Annotated in this window: 22 protein-coding genes; 6 read left to right on the top strand and 16 right to left on the bottom strand. The window is 66.9% G+C overall.

Going from position 1 to position 22,606, the window contains the following annotated elements:
- Nucleotides 1-152: 152 nt before the first annotated feature.
- The 9 genes from HRV97_RS12235 to HRV97_RS12275 form a co-directional block, all read right to left on the bottom strand.
- The gene (locus HRV97_RS12235) at nt 153-1,088 is read right to left on the bottom strand and encodes a ribose-phosphate pyrophosphokinase (protein ID WP_174194558.1); all 936 of its coding nucleotides are present in this window, start codon (nt 1,086-1,088) and stop codon (nt 153-155) included.
- Between the two features lie 160 nt (nt 1,089-1,248).
- A complete protein-coding gene (locus tag HRV97_RS12240) occupies nt 1,249-1,785 on the bottom strand; it encodes a hypothetical protein (protein WP_174194559.1) in 537 nt (178 codons plus the stop codon).
- 16 nt (nt 1,786-1,801) lie between these two features.
- Nucleotides 1,802-3,472 carry an ATP-binding protein gene (locus HRV97_RS12245; protein ID WP_174194560.1) on the bottom strand — a complete coding sequence of 557 codons (1,671 nt, stop codon included), beginning with the start codon at nt 3,470-3,472 and terminating at the stop codon, nt 1,802-1,804.
- Nucleotides 3,473-3,563: 91 nt separating this feature from the next.
- Complete coding sequence (locus HRV97_RS12250) at nt 3,564-4,283, bottom strand: TIGR02186 family protein (RefSeq protein WP_174194778.1); 720 nt, start codon at nt 4,281-4,283, stop codon at nt 3,564-3,566.
- A 32-nt stretch (nt 4,284-4,315) separates the two neighbouring features.
- Nucleotides 4,316-5,230 carry a sulfite exporter TauE/SafE family protein gene (locus HRV97_RS12255; RefSeq protein WP_174194779.1) on the bottom strand — a complete coding sequence of 305 codons (915 nt, stop codon included), beginning with the start codon at nt 5,228-5,230 and terminating at the stop codon, nt 4,316-4,318.
- Between the two features lie 583 nt (nt 5,231-5,813).
- A complete protein-coding gene (locus tag HRV97_RS12260) occupies nt 5,814-6,890 on the bottom strand; it encodes a hypothetical protein (RefSeq protein WP_174194561.1) in 1,077 nt (358 codons plus the stop codon).
- On the bottom strand, nt 6,887-8,053 hold the full coding sequence (locus HRV97_RS12265) for a glycosyl transferase family protein (protein WP_343044499.1): 1,167 nt from the start codon (nt 8,051-8,053) through the stop codon (nt 6,887-6,889). Before HRV97_RS12265 ends, HRV97_RS12260 begins: the two co-directional genes overlap by 4 nt.
- Nucleotides 8,054-8,622: 569 nt before the next feature.
- On the bottom strand, nt 8,623-9,207 hold the full coding sequence (locus HRV97_RS12270) for an RcnB family protein (protein ID WP_174194562.1): 585 nt from the start codon (nt 9,205-9,207) through the stop codon (nt 8,623-8,625).
- A 197-nt stretch (nt 9,208-9,404) separates the two neighbouring features.
- Nucleotides 9,405-9,878 carry an outer membrane protein assembly factor BamE gene (locus tag HRV97_RS12275; RefSeq protein WP_174194563.1) on the bottom strand — a complete coding sequence of 158 codons (474 nt, stop codon included), beginning with the start codon at nt 9,876-9,878 and terminating at the stop codon, nt 9,405-9,407.
- A gap of 173 nt (nt 9,879-10,051) precedes the next feature.
- Here HRV97_RS12275 and HRV97_RS12280 point away from each other — a divergent pair, with 173 nt between their 5' ends.
- Together HRV97_RS12280 and HRV97_RS12285 are read left to right on the top strand one after the other, a co-directional pair.
- A complete protein-coding gene (locus tag HRV97_RS12280) occupies nt 10,052-10,561 on the top strand; it encodes a ubiquinol-cytochrome C chaperone family protein (RefSeq protein WP_174194780.1) in 510 nt (169 codons plus the stop codon).
- Complete coding sequence (locus tag HRV97_RS12285; RefSeq protein WP_174194564.1) at nt 10,558-11,100, top strand: YceD family protein; 543 nt, start codon at nt 10,558-10,560, stop codon at nt 11,098-11,100. The genes HRV97_RS12280 and HRV97_RS12285 overlap by 4 nt, the downstream gene beginning before the upstream one ends.
- 3 nt (nt 11,101-11,103) lie before the next feature.
- On the opposite strand, the gene HRV97_RS12290 is transcribed toward HRV97_RS12285, so the two are convergent.
- The 3 genes from HRV97_RS12290 to mgtE form a co-directional block, all read right to left on the bottom strand.
- Complete coding sequence (locus tag HRV97_RS12290; RefSeq protein ID WP_174194565.1) at nt 11,104-11,334, bottom strand: hypothetical protein; 231 nt, start codon at nt 11,332-11,334, stop codon at nt 11,104-11,106.
- Nucleotides 11,335-12,219: 885 nt separating this feature from the next.
- Nucleotides 12,220-12,636 carry a DUF1489 domain-containing protein gene (locus HRV97_RS12295; RefSeq protein WP_174194566.1) on the bottom strand — a complete coding sequence of 139 codons (417 nt, stop codon included), beginning with the start codon at nt 12,634-12,636 and terminating at the stop codon, nt 12,220-12,222.
- A 16-nt stretch (nt 12,637-12,652) separates the two neighbouring features.
- Complete coding sequence (gene mgtE / locus HRV97_RS12300) at nt 12,653-14,083, bottom strand: magnesium transporter (protein WP_174194567.1); 1,431 nt, start codon at nt 14,081-14,083, stop codon at nt 12,653-12,655.
- Between the two features lie 146 nt (nt 14,084-14,229).
- Between mgtE and HRV97_RS12305 the strand changes: the two genes are divergently transcribed.
- Nucleotides 14,230-14,688, top strand: coding sequence for a peptidylprolyl isomerase (locus HRV97_RS12305; protein ID WP_174194568.1), 459 nt, complete (start codon nt 14,230-14,232; stop codon nt 14,686-14,688).
- A 44-nt stretch (nt 14,689-14,732) separates the two neighbouring features.
- Here the strand turns inward: HRV97_RS12305 and HRV97_RS12310 are convergent, their stop codons facing one another.
- Nucleotides 14,733-15,617, bottom strand: a complete 885-nt coding sequence (locus tag HRV97_RS12310) for a LysR substrate-binding domain-containing protein (protein WP_174194569.1) — start codon at nt 15,615-15,617, stop codon at nt 14,733-14,735.
- Nucleotides 15,618-15,907: 290 nt separating this feature from the next.
- Here HRV97_RS12310 and HRV97_RS12315 point away from each other — a divergent pair, with 290 nt between their 5' ends.
- Nucleotides 15,908-18,199, top strand: a complete 2,292-nt coding sequence (locus tag HRV97_RS12315) for a CDC48 family AAA ATPase (protein ID WP_174194781.1) — start codon at nt 15,908-15,910, stop codon at nt 18,197-18,199.
- Between the two features lie 280 nt (nt 18,200-18,479).
- Here the strand turns inward: HRV97_RS12315 and HRV97_RS12320 are convergent, their stop codons facing one another.
- Nucleotides 18,480-19,796: an MFS transporter gene (locus HRV97_RS12320; protein WP_174194570.1), complete on the bottom strand. Its 1,317-nt coding sequence runs from the start codon at nt 19,794-19,796 to the stop codon at nt 18,480-18,482.
- Entirely contained in the window at nt 19,793-20,107 is a 315-nt protein-coding gene (locus HRV97_RS12325; RefSeq protein WP_343044512.1) for an antibiotic biosynthesis monooxygenase family protein, read from the bottom strand. The genes HRV97_RS12320 and HRV97_RS12325 overlap by 4 nt, the downstream gene beginning before the upstream one ends.
- A gap of 176 nt (nt 20,108-20,283) precedes the next feature.
- On the opposite strand from HRV97_RS12325, the gene HRV97_RS12330 reads away from it, so the two are divergent.
- Complete coding sequence (locus tag HRV97_RS12330; protein ID WP_174194572.1) at nt 20,284-20,892, top strand: class I SAM-dependent methyltransferase; 609 nt, start codon at nt 20,284-20,286, stop codon at nt 20,890-20,892.
- A gap of 70 nt (nt 20,893-20,962) precedes the next feature.
- Here the strand turns inward: HRV97_RS12330 and HRV97_RS12335 are convergent, their stop codons facing one another.
- Nucleotides 20,963-22,123, bottom strand: coding sequence for a phospholipase D-like domain-containing protein (locus HRV97_RS12335; RefSeq protein ID WP_174194573.1), 1,161 nt, complete (start codon nt 22,121-22,123; stop codon nt 20,963-20,965).
- Nucleotides 22,124-22,237: 114 nt separating this feature from the next.
- Here HRV97_RS12335 and rpoZ point away from each other — a divergent pair, with 114 nt between their 5' ends.
- On the top strand, nt 22,238-22,582 hold the full coding sequence (gene rpoZ / locus HRV97_RS12340) for a DNA-directed RNA polymerase subunit omega (protein ID WP_174194574.1): 345 nt from the start codon (nt 22,238-22,240) through the stop codon (nt 22,580-22,582).
- Nucleotides 22,583-22,606: the final 24 nt, after the last annotated feature.

Genomic DNA, 22,606 nt, shown 5'->3' on the forward strand with positions numbered 1-22,606 from the left:
AGCTGCCAGCTCGCGCGCGGCGCTGGCGCGGAAAGGAAGATTCACGCGGGCAAAGCCCGCGTCGTCGGCCGGATCAGGCTGTCGCCTGTTCGCCGGCCGTGCCGGCGGCTGCGCTGCGCGCATCGGCACGGACGTGGCCGCGCCTGCCGCCGTCAGTCAAACAGACTACTCACGCTCGTCTCATCCGCAATCCGCTTCACCGCCTCCGCCAGCAACGGCGCGATCGTCAAATGCCGGATCTTCTCCGCCTTTCCGATCGACTCGTGGTTCCCAATCGAATCGGTAATCACCAGCTCACGCAGCGACGAGCCCTCGACGCGCGCGACCGCCCCCCCGGACAGCACGCCGTGTGTGACGTAAGCGACCACATCCTCTGCCCCCGCCTCGCGCAGCGCCGCCGCCGCATTGCACAGCGTCCCCGCCGAATCGACGATGTCGTCGATCAGCACGCAGAAGCGCCCCTCGACGTCGCCGATGATGTTCATGACTTCCGATTCGCCCGCGCGCTCGCGACGCTTGTCGACGATCGCGAGCGGGGCGTTGTCGAGCCGCTTCGACAAGGCACGCGCGCGCACCACGCCGCCGACGTCGGGCGAGACGACCATCAGGTTCTTGTCGCCGAAGCGCGTGCGGATGTCCGCGCTCATCACCGGCGCCGCGAACAGATTGTCGGTGGGGATGTCGAAGAACCCCTGGATCTGCCCGGCGTGGAGGTCGACCGAGAGCACGCGGTCGGCGCCCGCGGTGGTGATCAGGTTCGCGACCAGCTTGGCCGAGATCGGCGTGCGCGGCCCCGGTTTGCGGTCCTGCCGCGCATAACCGAAATAGGGCAACACCGCTGTGATCCGCTTCGCCGACGCGCGCTTGCACGCGTCGATCATGATCAGCAGTTCCATGAGGTTGTCGTTGACCGGGTAGCTGGTCGACTGGAGCAGGAACACGTCCTCGCCACGAACATTCTCCATGATCTCGACGAAGATCTCCTCGTCGGCAAAGCGCCTGACCAGCGCCTCGGTCAACGGTACCTCGAGATAGTCCGAGATCGCGGTGGCGAGCGGCAGGTTGGAGTTGCCGGTCAACAGCTTCATGGTCGAATACCCTTTCGCGCGCCGGCTTTAGCCGCCGCGCGCGCGATGGCAATGGGTCGGGGTGTGCGGCCGGAGGCTAGCTTGACTGAGGCTCAGGCCAAGTTGATGCTGGGGATGGCCGCTTTCTCATGATTACAGACGTCAACTGGCCAGCCGACGGTCAGGAACATGAGGACCGTCTTTCCTCTGGCCAAAGACGCCCTTTCTTGGTCATGAGGGTCGGCAAGCCGTTCGTGCGATGATCCATAAGCGCCCACTCCGGGCCGCCTTCTGCCGTCATGAAGGAAGAAACATAAAGGTCATCAGAAAGCGACAACATGATTTCGGGGATCCGGCCGAACGTTGTCACATTCAATACCTTGCGGCCGACTAGCTTTCTAAGCCAATGCTCAAAAACTTCTACTTCGCTCTCGCTACCGCAGACTATGTGATCTGCTTCCTCGATGCGCCAACTCCAGCCGATCATCAGCGTAAATTCGCCATCGGGATTGCCGGAGCTACCATCACTCCGGAGTTTGGGCGTCAGTTTGCCAAGCTCAAGGAAGATTGCAGAGCCATGCCCACGCCAAGCATGCGTGATGAAGATGTCACTTAAAACGTCGCGATAGTCGCTTAGCAGTTGTGTGCCATCATTCATGCCTGTCCCGTAGCCGCGCGCCGACTTGTTGCAATGTTGCCTTTCGTCGGCAGCGGACATCCGCCGCCGGCTCGCCTCACCGCCCCTGGGCGCGCCAGCGGGCGATCGTGCGGGCGACGATCTGGTCCTCGTCGCCGACCTCGCGCCACGATTCGGAGAACACCGGGTCGGCCGAGGCCGGCCGCTTCGCTTCCTCCAGCGTGTCGAGCATGACGCGCACCGGAATCGACACGCCCTCACCGCAGACGATACACTCGCGATTGCGAAGCGCGGGGATCGAATCGAGGAAGCCACGGGCGCCCTCAGGCATCGCTGCGCGCACGAACGCCTGGTCGCGCTCGTTGTTGAGTCGCATCGCGATGATCGTTCCGCACTGCGACAGCACCCCCTCCGCGAGATCGGACGGGCGCTGCGTGATGAGGCCGAGCGACACGCCATATTTGCGTCCTTCCTTGGCAATGCGGCTGAGGATGCGTGACACCGCACTCTGCGCCTCGCGCTCGTTGGGAATGTAGCGGTGCGCTTCCTCGCACACGAGCAGGATCGGGCGTTGCGGCTCGTTCCTTGACCAGATCGCGAAGTCGAAAACCATGCGGCTGAGCACCGCGACCACCGCCGAGGTGATCTCGCTCGGCACGCCCGACACGTCGATGATCGAGATCGGGCGGCCGTCGCCCGGCAGGCGGAAGATGCGCGACACGAACGCCGCCATCGTGTCGGCGACCAGCATGCCGTTGAACATGAAGCCGAAGCGCGGATCGGCCTTGATCTCCTCGATCTTGGCTTTCAGCCGCAGGTAGGGCGCGGTGGAGCCGGCGCGGTCCATCTTGCCCATGTCCTGCTGGATCAACTGCAACAGGTCGCTGAGCAGGTACGGCACCGGCGCGTCGACGGTGAGCTTGGGAATATCCTGCCCGATCCGGTTCTTGGCGCGCGCGGCGAGCAGGCATTTGGCGAGGATGTCGGCGTCGATCTGCCGATCAGGGCCACTGGAGGTCAGGAACACCTCGCAATGTTCCTCAAAGTTCATCAGCCAATAGGGCATCTGCAGGTTGTTGACGTCGTACAGCGCGCCATTGTGCTTGAACGCCGCGGCATATTCGCCGTGCGGGTCGATCATCACGACATGGCCCTGCGGCGCCAGTTCGCAGATGCGGTGCAGGATCAACGCCGCGGAGGTCGACTTGCCGGTGCCGGTCGAGCCGAGCAGCGCGAAATGTTTGCCCAGCATCGCGTCGACGAACAGCGATCCGCGCACGTCCTTGGTCGGGTAGACGTGGCCGACTTCGATCGTCGCGCGGTCGTCGGCGGCATAGACCTGAACCAGGTCGCTCGCCGACACCGGATATACCTCGGTGCCCGGCATGGGGTAGCGCGTGACACCGCGGCGGAAGGCGTAGAGCTTGCCGGTCAGCTGCTCCTCCTCGCCTTCGCCCAGGAAATCGACCGCGGCGACAATCTGCCCGGCGGTGCCGGCGGCGAGCTTGAGCGAGCGGATGCTGGCAACGAGCCACGTCGTGCCCAGCCGAACCTTGATCTGTCCACCGACCTGTCCCGCGCTCGCCAGCACGACGTCGTCGCTGCCCGCCAGCGGCGCGAGCGCCGCCATGTCGAGCACGATCTCGCTGCGCGAACCCGCGATCTCGAGCACGTAGCCGATCGGGTCGGCCGCGTGCGACGGCACCGCATCAGTCATCGCGCCGGCGAACACGCCCGCAAACGCGAGGGAAGGCGGTTGATCGGTCATAAGGGCACGGCGCCGTTCATGAGTCGCGGTGCTAGGCCGATAATGTAAATTTTGCGTGGATGTATCCGTTTTGGAGCGGAACCGGCGCGATCTACGTGCGTCGCGCGAAGCGCCCTGCGCCCCATCCGAGCAGCGCCGACAGCGCCACTGCGCTCAACCCGTAGAGGATCGCGTGGTGATCCGCGGCGCGCGACACGAATCGCTCGAAACCGGTCTTGCGCACGTCGATGTCGCGCACCGCCGCGGCGAGCACGCGCCCGTCACGGATCAGGAACGTTTCCGCGGTGAAGCGCCCGGTCGGCACGCGCGCAGGGATCGTCAGCCGCGCGCGGTACAGCACGTCGCCGGTGATCTCGACCGCACCGGGCGCTTCGACGAACAGCCCGGTGCGGCGACGCTGTTCGACCAATCCTTGCGTGAAGCGATCCTGCACCGCCGAGGGTGCATTGGATGCAGGCGAGAGTTGCAGGCTGCCCAACCCCAGTTCGTAGATCGCCCGCGTTCGCGCATCCACCAGTTTATCGATCGGCCGCGACGAGGCGATCGCGTAGAAGGACGGTGCCGAGCGATAGCGCAGCGCCTCGGCATTGACCCAGATGCCCGCCACTTTCTCCTTCTCGCGGATGATGATCGACTGCGCCGGGCCTTTCAGCACGATGACGACGTCGGTGCGCTCCGCCCGCTCCGGCAAGCGTCCGCCTGGGTAGAGGATAGCACCGAACAGCAGCAGGTCCGCGCCCGAGAAGCTGTACTTGATCTCGATGTCACGCTGCGACACGTCGGGGACCAGCACCGGTTTCGCCTGCCCCATCAGCAGCGGGGCGAGCAGAAGAAGCGTGCGCCTCACGACAGCTCAACGGTGTAGATTTCACCTGGCCGCCACGCCAACCCGAGCGCGACGCGCGTGCACACCAGCAGCACGACGATGCCGAGCGCCAGTCGCAGATATTCGGGCCGCGCGCGATTGGCGAAGCGCGCGCCGACCTGTGCGCCCACGACCGATCCGACCAGCAGCAATCCGGCGAGCACGATGTCGACCGCCTTGGTGGTGGTGGCGTGGACCATGGTCGCCACCATGGTCACGAACAACGTCTGGAACAGCGAGGTGCCGACCACCACCGACGTCGCCATGCCCAGCAGGTAGATCATCGCCGGCACCAGCACGAACCCGCCGCCGACGCCCAGCAGCACGGTCAGGATGCCGACCCCGAAGCCGAGCAGGAATGGCGCCAGCGGGGAGATATACAGGCCCGAGGCGTAGAAGCGCATGCGCCACGGCAGCCCTGCGACCAGCGGGTGGTGCCGCCGCCGACGCGGTCGCGGCGTCGCGGCACCGCGCAGCACGCGGATCGACCCCACCGCCTCGCGCGTCATCAGCGTTCCGATCCAGCCGAGCAGCACGACGTAGACGATGCCGATCACCGTATCGATCTGCCCCGATGCCTGCAGGATGCGGAACAGGAACGCGCCCGCGATCGACCCGACGACGCCGCCCGCGACCAGGATCGCGCCCATCTTCACGTCAACGCCGCCGCGGCGGAAATGCGCGAACACGCCGGATACGCTCGCCCCCGTCACCTGACTCGCCGCCGAGGCCGCGGCGACGGTCGGCGGGATGCCGTAAACGATCAACAGCGGCGTGGTCAGGAACCCGCCGCCGACGCCGAACATGCCCGACAGCAAGCCGACGCCCGCGCCCAGCGCGATCATCACCAGCGCGTTCACCGACAGGTTCGCGATCGGCAGGTAGACGTCCATGATCGCAGGGTTAGTCGCTTCGTCGCGGCAGCGATAGCCGCGCCTCGCGCGGAGGGGGCGGAGCGACGCGTGCACGGCTCGCGCTCCGTCATCTCAGGTGGAACCGCAAACACCAGGCTCTCGGTCCTACGCGAAGGGGCGACGCCGCGAATGCGTGGAATCGTAGGCGGCACTTCCGCACGCGGCTCCGCGTCCAACGACCATACCGGCGTTTGTGGGACCACCTCGGGGACAGTGCCGGGCGGGGCGGCTCGCATCCACGTTCGGCCGCACGCAGGAGGCGCTAGAGAGCGACACCGATCCGGTTGAGCAACACCGTACACACAGGACTGGGCGGCGCGTGCTCCGATTATCGGCAATGGCGTTTCCACTGAACAGACATGCTATGCGTAGGTCTGCACGGCATCAGCATGCCAACGTTGAGGCGGACCGAGGGCAGTCGCACGCGCACCCACAGCTACGCCATCCGAGTGTCCGCGCTATAAGCCAAAATGTGAGCGGTGCCTCGCTGTGCCCGGTGGTACGTTAGGCGGCTGCCATTACCCGGCTCGGTCACCAAAACTTCGGCCACCTTCGGCACCAATCAAAAATCGGCACCGATCGACAGCACCGCGCCCGATCCCGGCCGCGCGTTGCCTGCCACCCGCTCGCGCCATTGCACGCCGACGCGGATCGCGCGCGCCTCGACCGGCAGCACCGCCACCAGCGATGGCCCGAGGTCGAGCCGCGCCGCGCCGCGCTGCGCCGCACCCCAGGCGCCGAGCCCGAGCTCCAGCCGCGCCCGCCCGCGGCTTGCGATCGTGCGCCCGACACTCACCGCGCCGTCGATATAGCCGTCCGCGCGGTCGCGCGCGATTACCCCGCCCTGCGCGTAGCCGTCGACGTGTAGCCCAGCGCCGAGCGGCAGCGCGCTGACCCCGCCCACCAGGCCGATCGCCGGGCCGCCGCGGATGTTGGCGATCCCGATCCGCTGCTCGGCTACGAGGCGGATCGGCAGCCGCGTCGGCTGCCACTCGACGCCGACCGCCGCCTCTTGTTGCCGCACCCCGGTCGCCGCCGCGACGCGTGCCACCGCCGCCACGCGCCCGCGAGCGTCGAGCCGGTAGGCGATGCGCGCGCCGATCTGGCTGCCGCCGAGCTGCGGGGTCGCGACGCCGCCCGCATCGCCGGCACCGCGCACGAACGCCCAGGCGCTGCCCGACCAGCGCGGTCGCGTCGGCAGCGCGGTGGCGACCGGTTGCGCGGCATCGTAGCGCGCCGTGCCCGCGTTCACCGGCACAGGGGCGGTGATCGAAGGAGCTTCCACCGGCTCGACCGCCGCGATCGACACGGGCGCGACCGGCGGCGCCACACGCGACACGGCCGGCACCGCGGGTGCTACCAAGCTTCTGCGCAGCATCACCTCGGCCGCAGCCAAGCTTCCCGCCGCAACCAACGGCGTCGGCGCGCGCGTGCCTAGAGCGAAGTGGGGAGTAGGCGCGCGCGCGGCCCGTGTCACCGCGGCGAGCCGCTCGACTTGCGCTTCCGGCCACAGCAACGCCACGCGCGCGCCGGTCCATCCACCCACTACGATCATCAGGAACCGCAGCGGACGCCCCTGCCCGCCGAACCGCAGCGCGCCCCAGCCAGATCTCACCTCACTAAGTCGCACTGCGCTCATGCCGCACCCGGCAGCACCGTGGGGAAGCGGTGCGTCGTTTTGTCCCATCGCGGCGCACGCCCCAGCAGCATGCCGACGTAGCGCACCACTGCGCGCCTTGCGGCGAGCAGTGAAATGACGTTGCCCAGCACCGCGCGCGGGACCGAGCGCACCCCCTCGCGCCAGCCATGTTCGTGCGCGGTCGCGCGCGCGCGCACCAGCAAGCGCCACGCGAGCAGCACCGCATTTGCCGACAGCAGCGCCGCCAGCAGGTCGCTCGTCCCCGGCGGCACACTGCCGAGCAGGCCATGGCCGAGCAGCGACAATCCCCAGGCGACCAGTGCGAGGTAACCGACCGCCAGCGTCAGCACCGCCAGCGGCGCGCGACGATCACGCATGCGCATCCACAGCTCAGCCGCGCGCCAGCGCCCGCCCCAGCCGGTGCGGTCCCAACCGGCAAGCGCGATGCCGGTCATCCAGCGCGCCTTCTGCACCACGGCCGCGCGCACCGTGTCGGGGAAATAGGCGCGCACCGCGACCAGCGCGTCGTTCTCGCGCTCGCGCACTCGCACGAAGCGGCTGCGATATCCCAGCGCCGCTACGCGCAGGCCGAGTTCGTAATCCTCGGTCAGGCTGGCGGGCTCGAACGGCGCGTCGTTGGTCGCGCGGGCGAGCTGATCGAGCGCGTCGCGCCGGATCGCGCAGCCGACCCCGGCGAGCGGCATCGCCGCGCCTATCGCATTGCGCACCGGCAGCGCGACTGCGTGCGCCAGCGCGAACTCGTCGGCATAATGGCCGGTCACCATCGGCGACGCCGGATCGATCAACGGCACCACCGGCAATTGCACCAGCGCGTTGTTTTCCAGGTAATGCGCGATCACGCGCAGCTCGGCGGGGTGCAGCACGTCCTCGGCGTCATGCAGGATCACTGCCTGCGTCTGCCGCCCCGCCGCCGCGTCGTCGCGCAGCAGCGCGCGCCACAAGGTGTTGAGGCAATCGGCCTTGGTGGTCGGGCCGGCGCGCTCCCCCACCACCAGCCGCACCCGCGAGTCGGCGACCGCCGCCACCGCTGCGATCGTCGCCGGATCGTTCGGGTAGCAGCCGACGAAGATGCGGTAATCGGGATAATCGAGCCTGCGAGCGCGGTGCGCAGCATCGCGCCGATCACCGCCTGCTCGTCCCACGCCCCGACGAAGATCGCGAGCGGCTCCGCACGCGCATCCGGTATGTCGGCGAGCGTCGCGGCGGGCTGCCGGCAGAAGACATAGGCGAGATCGACCAGCAGATCGTCGACGCCGCCGACAAAGAACATGATCGCTGCGAACAACAAGGCTTCGTGCAACACGAGGTCGCACGCGTGCAGGCCCGCCGTGGCCACGCCGTCCCACATCAGCCACCCCCGTGCGCTGTCCCCGGAACGGCAATCTGCAAAATACGTAATTGGCGCGCAAGTTGTTGAAACTTACGATTTGCAGCGTCGATGTGCACGGCGCCGCCGCCATGCGTGCAACTACAGCGATAGTTTCGATGCAATTGGTCGGTACGGGAGAACAAAAGCGACGCATCCGCGTTCGCTTTCACGGTCCCTTTATCCCCCTTTCGGGACCAGTGCCGACCCCAAGCCGGTACGGGCCGCGCCGACGCGTAATCAGCGGCGCGGCCGATCGGGGCCTTGCCAGCGGTGCGCGGCTCGAACCCGCGCACCGCCTTGGCCCTTGGGGAGAGCGCTTGCCCGCCTCCGGTCAGGCCGACGTTACCAGTAGAAGTTGCGGATCACGTCCAACACGACGCCGCGGCGCTGATCGACCAGGATCACGTCGTTGTAATGCCGCACCCAGCGCGCGTAACCGCGCGCGGGCGGCAGGTGATAACGCCACGGATCGTTGATGACGTAGCGCGATCCGTAATAGCCCGCGCCGATCCGCGCACCGGGGCGGAAGTTCTGATAGCCGAACGGTGCCCGCCAGTTGCCGCGCGCGTAGAGGCTGCGGTTCTGCTGGCGCCACGACGACCAGTCGCCCCGACCCCAATCTCGACGCTCCGCATTGCGCCCGCGATCGTCACGCCAGTCACGGTCGCCGCGCCAGTCACGATCACCATAACGGCCGCGCAGATCCTCGCGATATTCCTGCCGCGCCTCGCGCAGGTCGCCACGCTGGTCGCGGATGTCGTCACGGTCGCCGAAGCGGCGCGCACGGTTCAGATCGCGCTGCTCCTCGCGAATGTCCTGCCGGTCGCGGCGCAACTCCTCGCGCGACTGCGCCGAGGCCGCGCCGGGTATCGCAACGCCGGGCAGTGCCACGGCGGCGAGCAGCGCGGTGGTGATGAGCTTACGCATGAACAACCTCCTTTTCACGGCTTGGCCTGATCGGCTTCGGCATGAAGCGGAAGTTAGCTTTGGGCGGCTGAACCGGCCGCGAATGGGTGCGTCAGCGAAACGACAGCTTGCGGCGGCGTTGCTTGCTCAAGCGTCGCCCGCAGCGGTCGAGGCAAGGTAACCGCCCGACTGCCGCGATGCTGGAAACACCTATACGATCACGGCTGGTCGCGACCACCCGCGCGGCCGCCCGCACCCGGCCCGCCCGCAGTGCCAACCGCGCCGATGTTGCCGAACAATTCGGAGAAGAAGCTGCGGCTGCGGCCCAGCGTCGGCGTCGTCTTCTTCGACGGATCGATCGACGCGACCTGCTCGACGCCCGACTTGCGGATCGCGGACACGTTGCCTGCCTGATCGAAGCTGATCTGCATCGTCAGTTGCTCAACCGCCTTGGGCGGGTTGAACGCGTAATTGCGGCTGTCGCGCGCGATGTAATACCAGTCGCCCTGGTTGAACTGGCTCGCGAAGCTCGGATGGCCCAGCGTCGCCAGCACCGAGGCGCGGTTGTCGACTCCCGGCTGCACCGAATTCACCAGGTCGGCGTCGACGATATAGCCCTGATGCGAGCGCAGCGGCGTGCAACCCGCCGCCAGCAGGCCGGCCGTGAGAACGAGAGGAAGAAGGAAACGCATGGACTCTCCGGCGGACTCGATCGGATTGCGCGCGCCGCTGGTCGAAGCGGACGTTCGCGACCCTCGCCGCGTGCCCGGACGTGGACAGGTGCGGCCTTTGCCCCCAATATGCCCCCCGTGGACGCGACACAAGCGCGCCTGCACCCGACACCATTGATGGCGAAGTGACGAACGTGGGCTGGCTCAAATCATTGTTCGGCGGACGTGACCGCACCGCCGCGCTGCCGTTGTACGATGCGGTGATCGCGCGGGCGCGGCAACCGCATTGGTATCTGGACGGCGCGGTGCCCGACACGCTCGACGGACGCTTCGACATGGTGGCGGCGGTGCTGGCGATGGTGCAGTTGCGACTCGAAACCGATCCGGCCGGTGCCGAACCGTCGGCGGTGCTGACCGAGCGGTTCGTCGACGACATGGATGCGCAGGTGCGCCAGATCGGCTTCGGCGACATGGTGGTCGGCAAGCACGTCGGGCGGATGATGGGGATGCTCGGCGGGCGGCTGGGCGCGTATCGCGAGGGGATCGCGAGCGGCACGCTCGACGCCGCGCTGGTGCGCAACCTCTACCGCGGCGAGGCACCCGATCCCCAAGCGGTCGCGCATGTGCGGCACGCGCTGCTCGCGCTTCACGCCGCAATCGGGCAGACGTCGATCAACGCGCTGATGGAAGGACGCCTGCCGTGAACACGCCCGAGTTCAGCCGCGTCGAACGGCTCGACGCGATCGGATCGGACCCGCGCGACGTGTCGATCAGCGCGAAGGAAGCCGAGCGCGCCGCTCTGGTCGGGCGCTTCGGCCTTCTCGCGATCGAGCGGCTCGAAGGGCGCTTCACCGTGCGGCAAGAGGCAGCGGGGGTCGCCGTGCGCGGCCGCGTCACCGCAACGGTCACGCAAGCCTGCTCGGTGACGGGCGATCCCGTTCCCGCGCAGGTCGACGAGCCCGTGGAGCTTCGCTTCGTGCACCCCGCGGGCGCGCGCGCGCCAGTAGGCGACGAGGAAGAGATCGAACTCGCCGGCGAGGAGATCGACACGGTCGAGATCGAGGGCGGTGGCATCGACCTGGGCGAAACCGCCGCCGAGACGATGGCGCTGGCGCTCGACCCGTTTCCGCGATCTCCGCGCGCTGCCGAGGTGCTGCGCGAGGCCGGCGTGATCAGCGAAGAGGAAGCGAAACCCGCCAACCCCTTCGCCGCATTGAAGGCGAAGCTGGAAGGCGGCGCTTAGCTTTTATTCCGCGATCTCGGCGCGCGCGCCCGTGATCATCTGCCGCGCGATCTGCCGCACCGCCTCGTCGTCCTTGGTCTCGTCGTGCGCCGGATCGCCCAGGTGATCAAGGCTGCCTTCCAGGAAATCGAGCAGGCCAGGATGCCGCTGTTCGACATATTCGATCAGCTTGAACAACAGGTGCTCACTCGCGATCTCGCGGCGGCGGGCCTGAACGGCAGTGTCGTCGGTCATGGTGTTGGCTCCATTGGCGTGAGGACGCACAACGCACGGAAACGCGGATGGGGGCAGCGGGATGGAGTGATTTGGCAAGCGGATGATCTCGCGTGAATATCCGCTTTCGCCCAATTACGGACATCGGATACCTAGTCGACCGAGCGCGAACCAAGGCGTCGGTTAGGCAGTCGTCCAGACTTTCTCAGCACAACACGGTACCAGATGTTGGTGCTTTGGAGCATTAAAGATGGAGCGATTAAGGCGACTCGACCCACCAATTTGTTATCTTTTGATACTAGGCGGTATCGCTTCACTGATCCTTCCAGCGTGTCGGTACAATGCTGAAACGCTCCCTGGTTGGGCCGTTCTGGCAATCGGATGGATGGGCCTTGCTCTACTTCAAACTGGATGGCTTGGTAACATTCTACTGTTTTGCGTGGTTTTGTCTTCGCCGGATTCAAGACGCGTGGCGGCAGTTCAAGCTGGATTATTTCCATTTCCGATATTAAGCGCTCTAAATTGGCGTGAAGTTCCGTACGATAACGGAGCTTACCCTATCATTGCCTACGGACTAGGTTATTACATCTGGGTCACAGTCATGGTATTTGCCCTGTTACTTTGTCTTGTCCGATGCCTTTATAATAAGAAAACAGAAAGCCTAAGCACTTAGTGCTCATCTATGCATCGCAGAGGATTTATTAGCATCTCACGTAATTACCATTAGCTTATAATTTCTAACTAGCTGTCAACGTCCGCTTTCCACCCCACCTCAACATTCAGGGCTGTCCTACACCAGCACCTCGTGCCACCCGCTGCGTCGCTCTTGCTCAATCGTGTATAAACCCCGCGTGCGTATGCGCCCGCGCGCACCTGCGTTGGGGGGCGACCTTTGCGACCTTCCGCCTACAACAGCGCCAGTTCCACCAACCGGCCGACCAGCACCGGCGGCATTGCGGCGACGCCGTCGCCCGCCTCGCCTGACAGATCCTCGGGTGCCTCGTGCGCCTCAAGATAGCGCCACCCCTGGTGCGCGCGACGCGGGCGGGCGTGGATTAGCTGGAAGTCGGGCGAGAGATGGATCGCGATGCGGCCGCCCTCCGCCTCACCGAAGCCGGTAATCGGCGAGCGCGCGACGAGCTGGTGCTTGATGATCCAGTAGAGCGAGCCGCGCCCTGCGACCTCCTCGTGCCGCTTGGGCAAATAGCGCGTCGTCAGGAACAGCTCGCCGGACGCGGCGCGTGCTTTCAAACGATCGGTCAGGACGTCGAGGCTCGTCGCGCCGAACGCGACCTTGGTCAGGTGTAACGGGGGAAGCGACATGCCTCCCCGATGTGGGTCAGCCCGATAGGCCCCACAAGGCCGCGAGTCCCAGGAACGACAGGAACCCCATGACGTCGGTCGCAGTGGTCACGAACACCGCCGAGGATACTGCCGGATCGACGTTCGCCTTGTCGAGCGCGACCGGCACGACGACGCCGACCAGCCCCGCGACCACGCTGTTGATCATCATCGCGATCGCGAACACGATCGAGAGTTGCAGGTGACCGAGCACGAGGTAGCTGCCGACCGCGCCGACGGTGCCGAGCGCGATGCCGTTACACAGCGCGATGCGGAACTCGCGGAACAACATTCGTACGGTATTGGAGCTGGTGAGCTGGTTGGTGGCGAGCGCGCGCACCATGACCGCGAGCGTCTGTGTGCCGGCATTGCCGCCCAATGCCGAGACGATCGGCATGAGGGCGGCGAGCAGCGCGAAGCGCGCGATTTCGCCCTGAAAGATCCCGACGACCGAGGCCGACAGGATCGTCGCGCCTAGATTGACCACCAGCCAGGCAACCCGCGTGCGCACGGTCAGCCGAATCGGCTCGTTGATGTCGCCCTCGCCCGCGCCCGACAGGCGCAGCACGTCCTCGCCCGCTTCCTGCTGGATGATGTGGACGATGTCGTCGACGGTGATCATGCCGACCAGCCGGCCGGAGCCATCGACCACCGCCGCTGAGATGAGCGCGTATTTCTGGAAGCGGAGTGCGACCTCCTCCTGGTCCATGTCGACCGGGATCAGCGTCTGCTCGCGCTGCATCACGTCCGCCATCGCGATCCCACGCGGCGTGCGCAGGATCCACGACAAGGCGCAGGTGCCGACCGGGCGGTGCGCCGGATCGACCACGAAGATTTCCCAGAAATCGGTCGTCAGTTCGTCGTGGCCGCGCAGGTAATCGAGCGCGTCGCCCACCGTCCAATGCTCGGGCACCGCGACCAGGTCGCGCTGCATCAGGCGACCGGCAGACTCCTCGGGGTAGGAGAGCGCTTCCTCGATCGCGGCGCGGTCGTCGGGCTCCATCGCGCGCAGGACCTCGCGCTGGTCCTCGACGTCCATGTCCTCGATGATCGCAACCGCGTCGTCGGTGTCGAGCTCGCTCGCGATGTCGGCGACCTGCCGCGCGTCGAGCGCGTCGATCAGCGATTCGCGAACGTAGTCGTTCATCTCCGCGAACACGTCGGCGTCGAGCTGGTCGGCGATCGCGGCGGCGAGGTCGCGGCGGCGGTCTTCGGGCGTCAGCTCGAACAGATCGGCGATATCGGCGGGGTGGAGCGGCGCGACCAGCGCGCGCGCGGCATCGACGTCGCCGTCCTCTACCGCATCCAGCACCGCCGCGACGAAGGCGGGTTTCAGCCGGTCGTCCTCGTCAAGCTGATTGGGGGCGGGCTGGTCGCCCTGTTCGACGGCCTCGTCACGTTCGAGGTCAGGAAGCTCGGTCTCGCTCATGTCGCGTGCCTCCCTGCTGTGCGCTGACTGAGCGCGCCTTATCGCCGGGGCGCACGATTGGCCATGCACCATTTGCCCGGCTCGGCCGTTTGCCTCGCGAGGCGCGCGACACTAACTGTGGCGCACGAACACGAAAGGATTTTTGAGTGGCCGATACCTTTTCCACCCTGACGCTGACGCTGGACAGCGGCGACGTGACGATCCGCCTGCGCCCCGATCTCGCGCCCGAGCACGTGCAGCGTATCGGCGAGCTCGCCAATGAGGGCTTCTACGACGGCGTGCCGTTCCACCGCGTCATCCCCGGCTTCATGGCGCAGGGCGGCGACGGCGGGAACCACAACGGCACCGGCGGGTCGAAGAAGCCCAACCTCAAGCAGGAGTTCAACAAGGAGCCGCACGTGCGCGGCACCTGCTCGATGGCGCGGACGATGGACCCGAATTCGGCCAACTCGCAGTTCTTTATCTGCTTCGACGACGCGCGCTTCCTCGACAACCAGTATACGGTGTGGGGCGAGGTGACCGACGGCATGGAGCTGATCGACGCGCTGCCCAAGGGCGAGCCGCCGCGCGAGCCGGGCAAGATCGTCAAGGCGAAGGCGGAGTAATCGGGGCAGAGCAATCCGAGCTGGCCTGCCAAGCGGCGGGCTGGTCAGTCGGTGCGCAGCGTCGCGATCAACCAGTCGCGAAATATGCGCACCGGCTTCGTCTGCAACGCGCGCGGGCGGCAGACGAACCAGTAGGAATAGGGGCTCTCGACCTCGAGCTCGAACAAGCGCACCAGCCGCGGATCGTTCGCGTCGTTAAAATGGCTCTCTAGCATGAACGCGACGCCTAACCCTTGCGCCGCCGCCTCCAGCATCAGCGCCCCCGAATCGAAATGGTCGACCGCCTTGGGCTCGATCTCGGCAATCCCCGCGCTCTGGCGCCAGGCGGTAAAATTATCCCCCATGTCGCGATGGAGCAGCACGCTGTGGTCGGCGAGCTGTTCCGGGCGCAGCAGCGGATCTGCTCCTTCCACCAACGTCCGCGCGCCGATCGCGTACACTTTGTTGCGGTCGAGCCGCTCGGCATAAAGCGTCGGATCGACCTCACGCGCGAGTACGATCACCGCGTCCAATCCCTCGCCCAGCCGCGAGATCGCGTTGCTGCCGGTATCGACGTCGAGGTGCAGCTCGGGTCGCGCGGCGCGCAGCTGCGCCAGTTTCGGAAACAACCGCTGCGATGCGAACAACGGCAGCACGCCCAGCCGCAGCCGCAGCACCTCGCCGCCGCTGGTCATCGACTCGACAGCGTCCGATAGGCTGTCGAGCGCGGGCGCGATCGCGGCGAGCAGGCGGTCGCCGTCGGCGTTGGGGGTCATCGCCTGGTGCCGGCGGTCGAACAACGGACGACCGAGAAAGCGCTCCAAGGTCTGAATGCGTCGGCTGAGCGCGGGAGCCGACAGCGCCAGCTCGGTCGCCGCAGCCTTGATTGAGCCCAAGCGCGCAACCGCGACGAACGCTTCGATGGCAGTGAGCGGTGGCAGACGGCGCATGGCTGGTCCGTTTCGGGCGCGGCGCGAACCGCGAACTGTGATCGCACGATGGCAGGCGATTGCCGTTTCTGCAATCGTACTACGACCTTTTCGCACTTGCAACATGACCTGCTGCGACGCAGAAAGATCGGGCCTTTCAGGCATCCTCTCCTAAAAACTTTCACGGGCCGGTCATCTGATCGGCCCTTTTTTTCGTCTGCGCTGGATCAGCATCCGGCGCGTCCATGCTCGTAATCGGGAACCTGCCGCCTATCTCCCGCGCTCGACGCTTTCGAGCGAGTGAGGAAATGATGGCCGACGCCGAACAACCTACCAAATTGCAGGTCGCGAACGCGCGGCCCGAGGATTCCGGCCGCGGCATCGCGCATCTGCCGCGCGCGATCATGGCATCGCTCGGCATCACCGATGGCGACGTGATCGAGATTTCGGGCAAGAAGGTCACGCCCGCGCGCGCGGTTGGCCCGTATAACGAGGACGAAGGCTTGGCGCTGATCCGCATTGACGGGTTGCAGCGCGCCAATGCGGGTGTCGGTTCGGGCGATTTCGTTGAGGTGCGTAAGGCGGAGTCGAAGCCCGCTACCCGCGTCGTCTTCGCACCCGCGCAGCAGAATTTGCGCCTTCAAGGGTCGTCCAACGCGCTCAAGCGCACCTTTATCGGTCGCCCGTTCGCGCAAGGCGACGTGGTCGCGACGGCCGGGCACCAGCGCGTGCAGAACATGCCGCCGGGCATGGCGCAGTTCGTCAACGCCCCCGCCTACGCGCTGCAGGAAATTCGCCTGCTCGTCGTCTCGGCGACGCCCAAGGGCATCGTGCACATCGACGAAAACACTGAGATCGAGCTGCGCCCCGAGTATGAGGAGCCCGAGGCTGCGCGCCGCGCCGACGTCACCTACGACGACATCGGCGGCATGGCGGGCACGATCGACCAGTTACGCGAAATGGTCGAACTGCCCTTGCGCTACCCCGAGTTGTTCCAGCGTCTGGGTGTCGATCCGCCCAAGGGGCTGCTGCTTTACGGCCCGCCCGGCACCGGCAAGACGCGACTGGCGCGTGCGGTCGCGAACGAATCGGATGCGCAATTCTTCCTGATTAACGGCCCCGAGATCATGGGCTCGGCCTACGGCGAGTCGGAAGGTCGGTTGCGGCAGGTGTTCGAGGAAGCGGCGAAGAACGCGCCCTCGATCGTCTTCATCGACGAAATCGACTCGATCGCGCCCAAGCGCGGCCAGGTATCGGGCGAGGCGGAAAAACGCGTCGTCGCGCAGCTCCTCACGCTGATGGACGGGCTGGAGGCGCGCGCGAACCTCGTCGTCATCGCCGCCACCAACCGTCCCGAGGCGATTGACGAGGCGCTGCGTCGTCCCGGCCGTTTCGACCGCGAGATCGTCGTCGGTGTGCCCGACGAGCGCGGGCGGCGTGAGATCCTCGGCATCCACACGCGCGGCATGCCGCTCGGCGACAAGGTCGATCTGGGCGAGCTCGCTCGCACCACGTTCGGCTTCGTCGGCGCCGACCTCGCCGCGCTGACGCGTGAGGCGGCGATCGAGGCAGTGCGTCGCATCATGCCGCAGTTGAACCTGGAGGAGCGCACGATCCCGCCCGAGGTGCTCGACACATTGGCGGTGACGCGCGAGGACTTTCTCGGCGCGCTGAAACGCGTCCAGCCGAGCGCGATGCGCGAGGTGATGGTGCAGGCGCCCACGACCAAGTGGAGCGACGTCGGCGGACTGGACGACGCGCAGATGCGGCTGAAGGAAGGCGTCGAGCTTCCGCTCAAGAACCCCGACGCATTCCGCCGCCTCGGCATCCGTCCTGCCAAGGGCTTCCTGCTCTACGGCCCGCCCGGCACTGGCAAGACGCTGCTCGCCAAGGCGGTCGCGCGCGAGGCGGAGGCGAATTTTATCGCCACCAAGTCGAGCGACCTCTTGTCGAAATGGTATGGCGAGAGCGAGCAGCAGATTACGCGATTGTTCCAGCGCGCGCGTCAGGTTGCGCCGACGGTGATCTTCATCGACGAGCTCGACAGCCTCGTCCCCGCGCGCGGCGGTGGATTGGGCGAGCCGCAGGTGACCGAGCGCGTGGTCAACACGATCCTCGCCGAGATGGATGGGTTGGAGGAGCTGCAATCGGTTGTCGTCATCGGCGCGACCAACCGGCCGAACCTGGTCGACCCCGCACTGCTGCGTCCGGGCCGGTTCGACGAGCTGATCTATGTCGGATTGCCGACGCGCGAGGGACGTCGCCGCATTCTCGGTATCCAGACGCAGAAGATGCCGCTGGCGAGCGACGTCGATCTCGACGACATCGCTGCGCGCACCGACCGCTTCACCGGCGCCGATCTTGAGGACGTGGTGCGCCGCGCCGGTCTGATCGCGCTGCGCGAGCGGATCGACAATGCCGAGGTGAGCCAGGCGAATTTCGAGCGCGCGCTGGACGACTCGCGGGCAAGCGTCACGCCCGAGGTCGAGCGCGAATATGAGCAGATGGCGGCGAAGCTGAAGCAGGAAGCGAACGCGATCCAGCCGCTCGGTTTCATTTCACCGGGCCAGCTTACCCCGCGGGGGCCGAAGGGCGGCGACTGACGATAGCGGGTGCCGTCACGTCGGCGGCACCCCATCTCGCAATTTTTGGCTACGTCACCCCGGACTTGATCCGGGGTCCCGCTTCTTCTCCGGCACGGCACAGGCTCGCGAGCGACGACCCGTTCTTCTCCCTTCCTTAGAGAGGAAAAGAATAAAACCCGAGGCTCACGTCGGTGCGACACGCGCACCGGCCCCTGTCACTGCTCAGCACTTGGGCACTCTGCGCATGCACCACTCCACTCGTACAGCGGATAGTCCGGCAAGCACATCGCCAAGGTGCTCACACCTCGGGATCGCTCCACACCTGCGCGTCGCTCTCCGGTGTACCCAGCGCGCGCCACGCGTACACCAGTAGGATCACGCACGCCGCCCCCGCGGTCAGGTACGGCAGCGAGTGCTGCACCTCGTACAGTCCGACACCGATTGACGGCCCGAGCACGAAGCTCGCGCCATTGACGCTCGTCACCTTGCCCGCGACCGAGCCTTGTGCGGCGGGGCCCACTGCGAGGCTTGATCCTGCGGTAAAGCCGGGGCGCGTGAAGCCGAAGCCCAGGCTCGCCAGCGCATAGGCGGTCGCGATGCCGTAGAGCGAGGTCGCGAGCCCCGTCAGCGCGGTACCCGCCGCGGCGAGCACCAGCCCCACCAACACCAGCGCGCGGGGTTTGAGGTTGAGCGTCGGGATCAGCCCCCATTGCGCGAGCAAGGCCGCGCCCGCGCCCATCATCAGCACGATGCCGGTCGGCTCCAGCGCGGCGGCGGGCGCGACGCTCAGCCGGTCGATCACCAGGAAGCCGATCGCCTGCCCGGTCATTGCCTGCGCGTGGCCCATCACCAGTCCGGCGATCATCCACGCCCTGATCCGCGGGTCGGTGTAGCGCACCTCGGTTCGTCCCTCGGCAGTCGCCGCGGTGACGCTCGCGCCTGATGCCTGCCCACCGATCGAGGGGTAGGCGTTCGCCGCACCATGGACGCCCGGCGCGATGCCGCGGTCGTCGGGCAGCACGCGGCGCACAGTTACGAACACGATCAGCCCGAAGATGGCGAAGACGAACGCCGGCCCCGCGAGCCCGACTTCGATCGTCCCGGCATGCCCTAGGATCAGGTAAGGCGCGAGTGCCGGCCCCAAAATCGTTCCCAGCCCGAATGCCGAGGCGAGCAGGGTGAGCGCGCGCGTCCGCTCCTCGCGCGTCGTGTTGCCCGCGACCAGCGCCTGCACCGCGGGCGGCGCGGCCGACCCGAACGTGCCGTAAATCAGCCGCCCGAGGATGAAAAGCACGAACGCGGTCGTGCCGCCGATCCAGCCGTTGATCCCGGCGGCCAGGAACACGCCGCACAGGGTCAGGCTGACGCAGAAGCCGCCCATGCCGAACAGGATCATCAGCCGGCGCCCGTGCCGGTCGGACCGCTTCGCCCAGAAGGGTGCCGCGACCACCCACAGCAGCGCCGACACCGAGAAGGCGGCGGCAACCGCGCTGTCCTCGACGCCGAGCGAACGCCCGAGCGCGGGCAGCACCGATTGGAGCGCCGTGTTCCCCGCCGCGATCGTCAGCATGACCAGGAACATGAGCGCGAAGCGCCGATCGAACCCGCGCGTCATGCCCGTTCCTCCCCTGCCCTGCGCCAGTTGTAGCTACGCGTCACATGCGCGATGTGCAGATCGTAATGGTCGTACCAGCTTCCGCGGCCGGCTTCGCGCACCACCGCGTGCTGCGGGTGCTCACGCCACGCGATCGCACTCGCCTCGTCGGTCCAGTAGCTGACAGTAATGCCGAACCCGTCGCCCCCGCGCGCGGCGTCGACGCCGAGGTAGCCCGGCTGCGCGGCAGCGAGCGCGTCCATTGCCGCGGCGGCGGCGGCGTAGCCGGCCTCGTCCACGCGGGTGCGCCAGGCCGCGAAGATCACCGCGATCTGCCCCGTCCTGCTCCCGTGCGCCGCTGTTCTGTCGTCCGGCATACCCAAGCGATTAGGCGCTTGGGGGCGCGGCGCAACCCCGCTATGGCAACCGACGCGCTTGACCAAGCGTTCGTCAAACCGGGCTGCGCGGAGCATGCAGCGCGGACATAACGGGAGCAGTGCTTTTCCTCATGCCCAGTTCGACCAACGCGATGCGTCGCGCCCGGCCCGCCGGCGTCCCCGGACCGCTGCAGATGTTCTTTCAAGGCTTTCTGAAGCACCCGGTTATGGTCGGCTCGATCATCCCGTCGTCGGACCGGCTGATCCGCAAGATGCTTGGCCCCGTCGATTGGGCGAATTGCAAGCTGTTCGTCGAATACGGCCCTGGCGTCGGCACCTTCTGCCGTCCGATCCTGGAGCGGATGGCGCCCGACGCGATGCTGATCGCGATCGATACCAATGCCGACTTCATCCGCTACCTCGATCACACCATCACCGATTCGCGCTTCGTCGCGGTTGAAGGATCGGCCGCCGACGTCGAGCGGATCATCGCCGAGCATGGCCACGCCGCGGCCGATTACATCCTGTCGGGCCTGCCGTTCTCGACGTTGCCCGATGGCGTCGGCCCTGCGATTGCGGCCGCTACGCACGCTGCGCTTCGCAAGGACGGCGCGTTCCTGGTTTATCAGTTCAGCCCCAAGGTCCGCGACTTCATCGCCGCGCATTTCACGCGCATCGACCATGACATGGAATGGTGGAACGTGCCGCCGGCACAACTCTACTGGGCGCACAAGGACTGACTAACTCGCCTGCCCCGATACGGAGGACTCGCGGATGGATCAGCGCGACACGTCGCGCTGCCGCTATCTGCTATAGGTCGTCGCTGCGGAAATTGAGCCCGCGCGACACGGTGGGATCGAGCACGCCGACGATCAGATAGGCCGCGAACTGCTTGGCGCGCTGCCACCATCCCGTCGCTGCGGCGTAAAGTTCGGGCGTGATCTCACGTGATTGCGCGATCTCGCCATTCACATAGTGGCGCACCGCGGCGGCGAAATCCGCGTCCTCAATGCGGATCATCAGCTCCAGATTGATGAACAGGCTGCGCATGTCGAAATTGGCGCTGCCGATGTGCACCGCGTCGTCGACGACGTATAATTTGGTGTGCAGCTTGGTCGGCTGATACTCGAACACGCGGACGCCCTTTTTCAGCAGCCCGCGATAGGTGAAGCGCGCCGCCGCGATCGTGGCGTCATTGTCGGACTTGCCCGCGGTCACCACGCGCACTGCCTTGCCGCCGCGCCCCGCGCGGTCGAGCCGGCGCAGGATCGCCGGGCTGGGCGTGAAATAAGCCGCGATCAGGTCGATTCGCGTGCCGCGACGCATGTCGTCGCGCACCGTTCGCGCCCAGGGCGACAGTCGCCGCGTCGGCCCGCCGATCAACCAGCGCAGCCGTCCCTGCGTCTCGCTCCACTGCGACAGCGCCCGGTTGAGGTGACGCAGCTTGCCCTTGGGCTGACCGACCCATTGCTCCAGCGCGTCGAAATACCCCGCCATCCGCGACGCCGCCGCGCCCTCGATCAGCAGCCCCAAGTCGCGCCACGCCTGCTCGCGCTCGGTCCCGAAATAATCGTCCTCGACGTTGAACCCGCCGGTCAGGATGCGCGCATGCGGCGTGTCGGCGTCGGAGAGCGCGAGCTTCTGATGGTTGCGCAGCAGGTAGCGCCGCCCGAACCGCGCCGAGAAACGGCACACCGCGATGCCCGCCGCGCGCAAGGAATCGAAGAACGCCGCATCGGTGTCGTCGCTGCCGAAGCCGTCAACGATCAACGCCACGCGCACGCCGCGCTCGGCCGCTGCGATCAATGCCGCGTTGATCCGCCGCCCCGATGCGTCGTCGGCGTAGATGTAGAAGATCAGCCGCAGCGTCTCACGCGCGCCCTCGATCAGCGCGAGCAGCGCGCGCCGCCGCTCCGGCCCCTCGGTCAGCAGCGTCAAACGGTGACCGTCGACCGTGAACGGCCCCGTCACGCGCGCGCCTCCGGCGGGTGCGTCGGGTGCGGCACGGTCGCGTTCGTTGACTTGGTGACGCCGCCGTCATACAGCGGCATCTTCCCGTTTCCATTTTTTGCAAGGAAGCCGCCTATGGCGCGCGTGACCGTCGAGGATTGCGTCGACAAGATCCCGAACCGTTTCGACCTGGTGCTGATGGCGGCGCAGCGTGCGCGCCAGATCTCGGGTGGTGCGGAACTGACACTCGACCGCGACCGCGACAAGAACCCGGTCGTGGCGCTGCGGGAAATCGCCGAGCAGACCGTGCGCCCGCGCGACCTGAACGAATCCGCGATCCAGGGCATGCAGCGCGTGCAAATCGACGACGAGGATGAGGCCGACGAGGTCGGCAGCTTGGCCGCGTCGGCAGAGGCGCTGCGCCTCACCGCCGCCGCCCCGCCGCGCAACCAGAATCTGGGCGCCGACTACGACGGCTGATCGCCGCTGAAACGTCGGAACGGC

Origin of the sequence: Sphingomonas hominis (genome assembly GCF_013328205.1) — a bacterium.
In the GTDB taxonomy this organism is placed as follows: Bacteria; Pseudomonadota; Alphaproteobacteria; order Sphingomonadales; family Sphingomonadaceae; genus Sphingomonas; species Sphingomonas hominis.

Excerpts from the sequence above, each read along its gene's own strand:
- HRV97_RS12255 (WP_174194779.1), bottom strand. The coding sequence starts at position 5,230 with ATGGACGTCTACCTGCCGATCGCGAACCTGTCGGTGAACGCGCTGGTG.
- mgtE (WP_174194567.1), bottom strand. The coding sequence starts at position 14,083 with ATGAGCGAGACCGAGCTTCCTGACCTCGAACGTGACGAGGCCGTCGAA.
- HRV97_RS12295 (WP_174194566.1), bottom strand. The coding sequence starts at position 12,636 with ATGTCGCTTCCCCCGTTACACCTGACCAAGGTCGCGTTCGGCGCGACG.
- HRV97_RS12260 (WP_174194561.1), bottom strand. The coding sequence starts at position 6,890 with ATGAGCGCAGTGCGACTTAGTGAGGTGAGATCTGGCTGGGGCGCGCTG.
- HRV97_RS12320 (WP_174194570.1), bottom strand. The coding sequence starts at position 19,796 with ATGACGCGCGGGTTCGATCGGCGCTTCGCGCTCATGTTCCTGGTCATG.
- HRV97_RS12270 (WP_174194562.1), bottom strand. The coding sequence starts at position 9,207 with ATGCGTAAGCTCATCACCACCGCGCTGCTCGCCGCCGTGGCACTGCCC.
- HRV97_RS12240 (WP_174194559.1), bottom strand. The coding sequence starts at position 1,785 with ATGTCCGCTGCCGACGAAAGGCAACATTGCAACAAGTCGGCGCGCGGC.
- HRV97_RS12250 (WP_174194778.1), bottom strand. The coding sequence starts at position 4,283 with ATGGGGCAGGCGAAACCGGTGCTGGTCCCCGACGTGTCGCAGCGTGAC.
- HRV97_RS12245 (WP_174194560.1), bottom strand. The coding sequence starts at position 3,472 with ATGACCGATCAACCGCCTTCCCTCGCGTTTGCGGGCGTGTTCGCCGGC.
- HRV97_RS12290 (WP_174194565.1), bottom strand. The coding sequence starts at position 11,334 with ATGACCGACGACACTGCCGTTCAGGCCCGCCGCCGCGAGATCGCGAGT.
- HRV97_RS12275 (WP_174194563.1), bottom strand. The coding sequence starts at position 9,878 with ATGCGTTTCCTTCTTCCTCTCGTTCTCACGGCCGGCCTGCTGGCGGCG.
- HRV97_RS12330 (WP_174194572.1), top strand. The coding sequence starts at position 20,284 with ATGCCCAGTTCGACCAACGCGATGCGTCGCGCCCGGCCCGCCGGCGTC.
- HRV97_RS12315 (WP_174194781.1), top strand. The coding sequence starts at position 15,908 with ATGGCCGACGCCGAACAACCTACCAAATTGCAGGTCGCGAACGCGCGG.
- HRV97_RS12235 (WP_174194558.1), bottom strand. The coding sequence starts at position 1,088 with ATGAAGCTGTTGACCGGCAACTCCAACCTGCCGCTCGCCACCGCGATC.
- rpoZ (WP_174194574.1), top strand. The coding sequence starts at position 22,238 with ATGGCGCGCGTGACCGTCGAGGATTGCGTCGACAAGATCCCGAACCGT.
- HRV97_RS12310 (WP_174194569.1), bottom strand. The coding sequence starts at position 15,617 with ATGCGCCGTCTGCCACCGCTCACTGCCATCGAAGCGTTCGTCGCGGTT.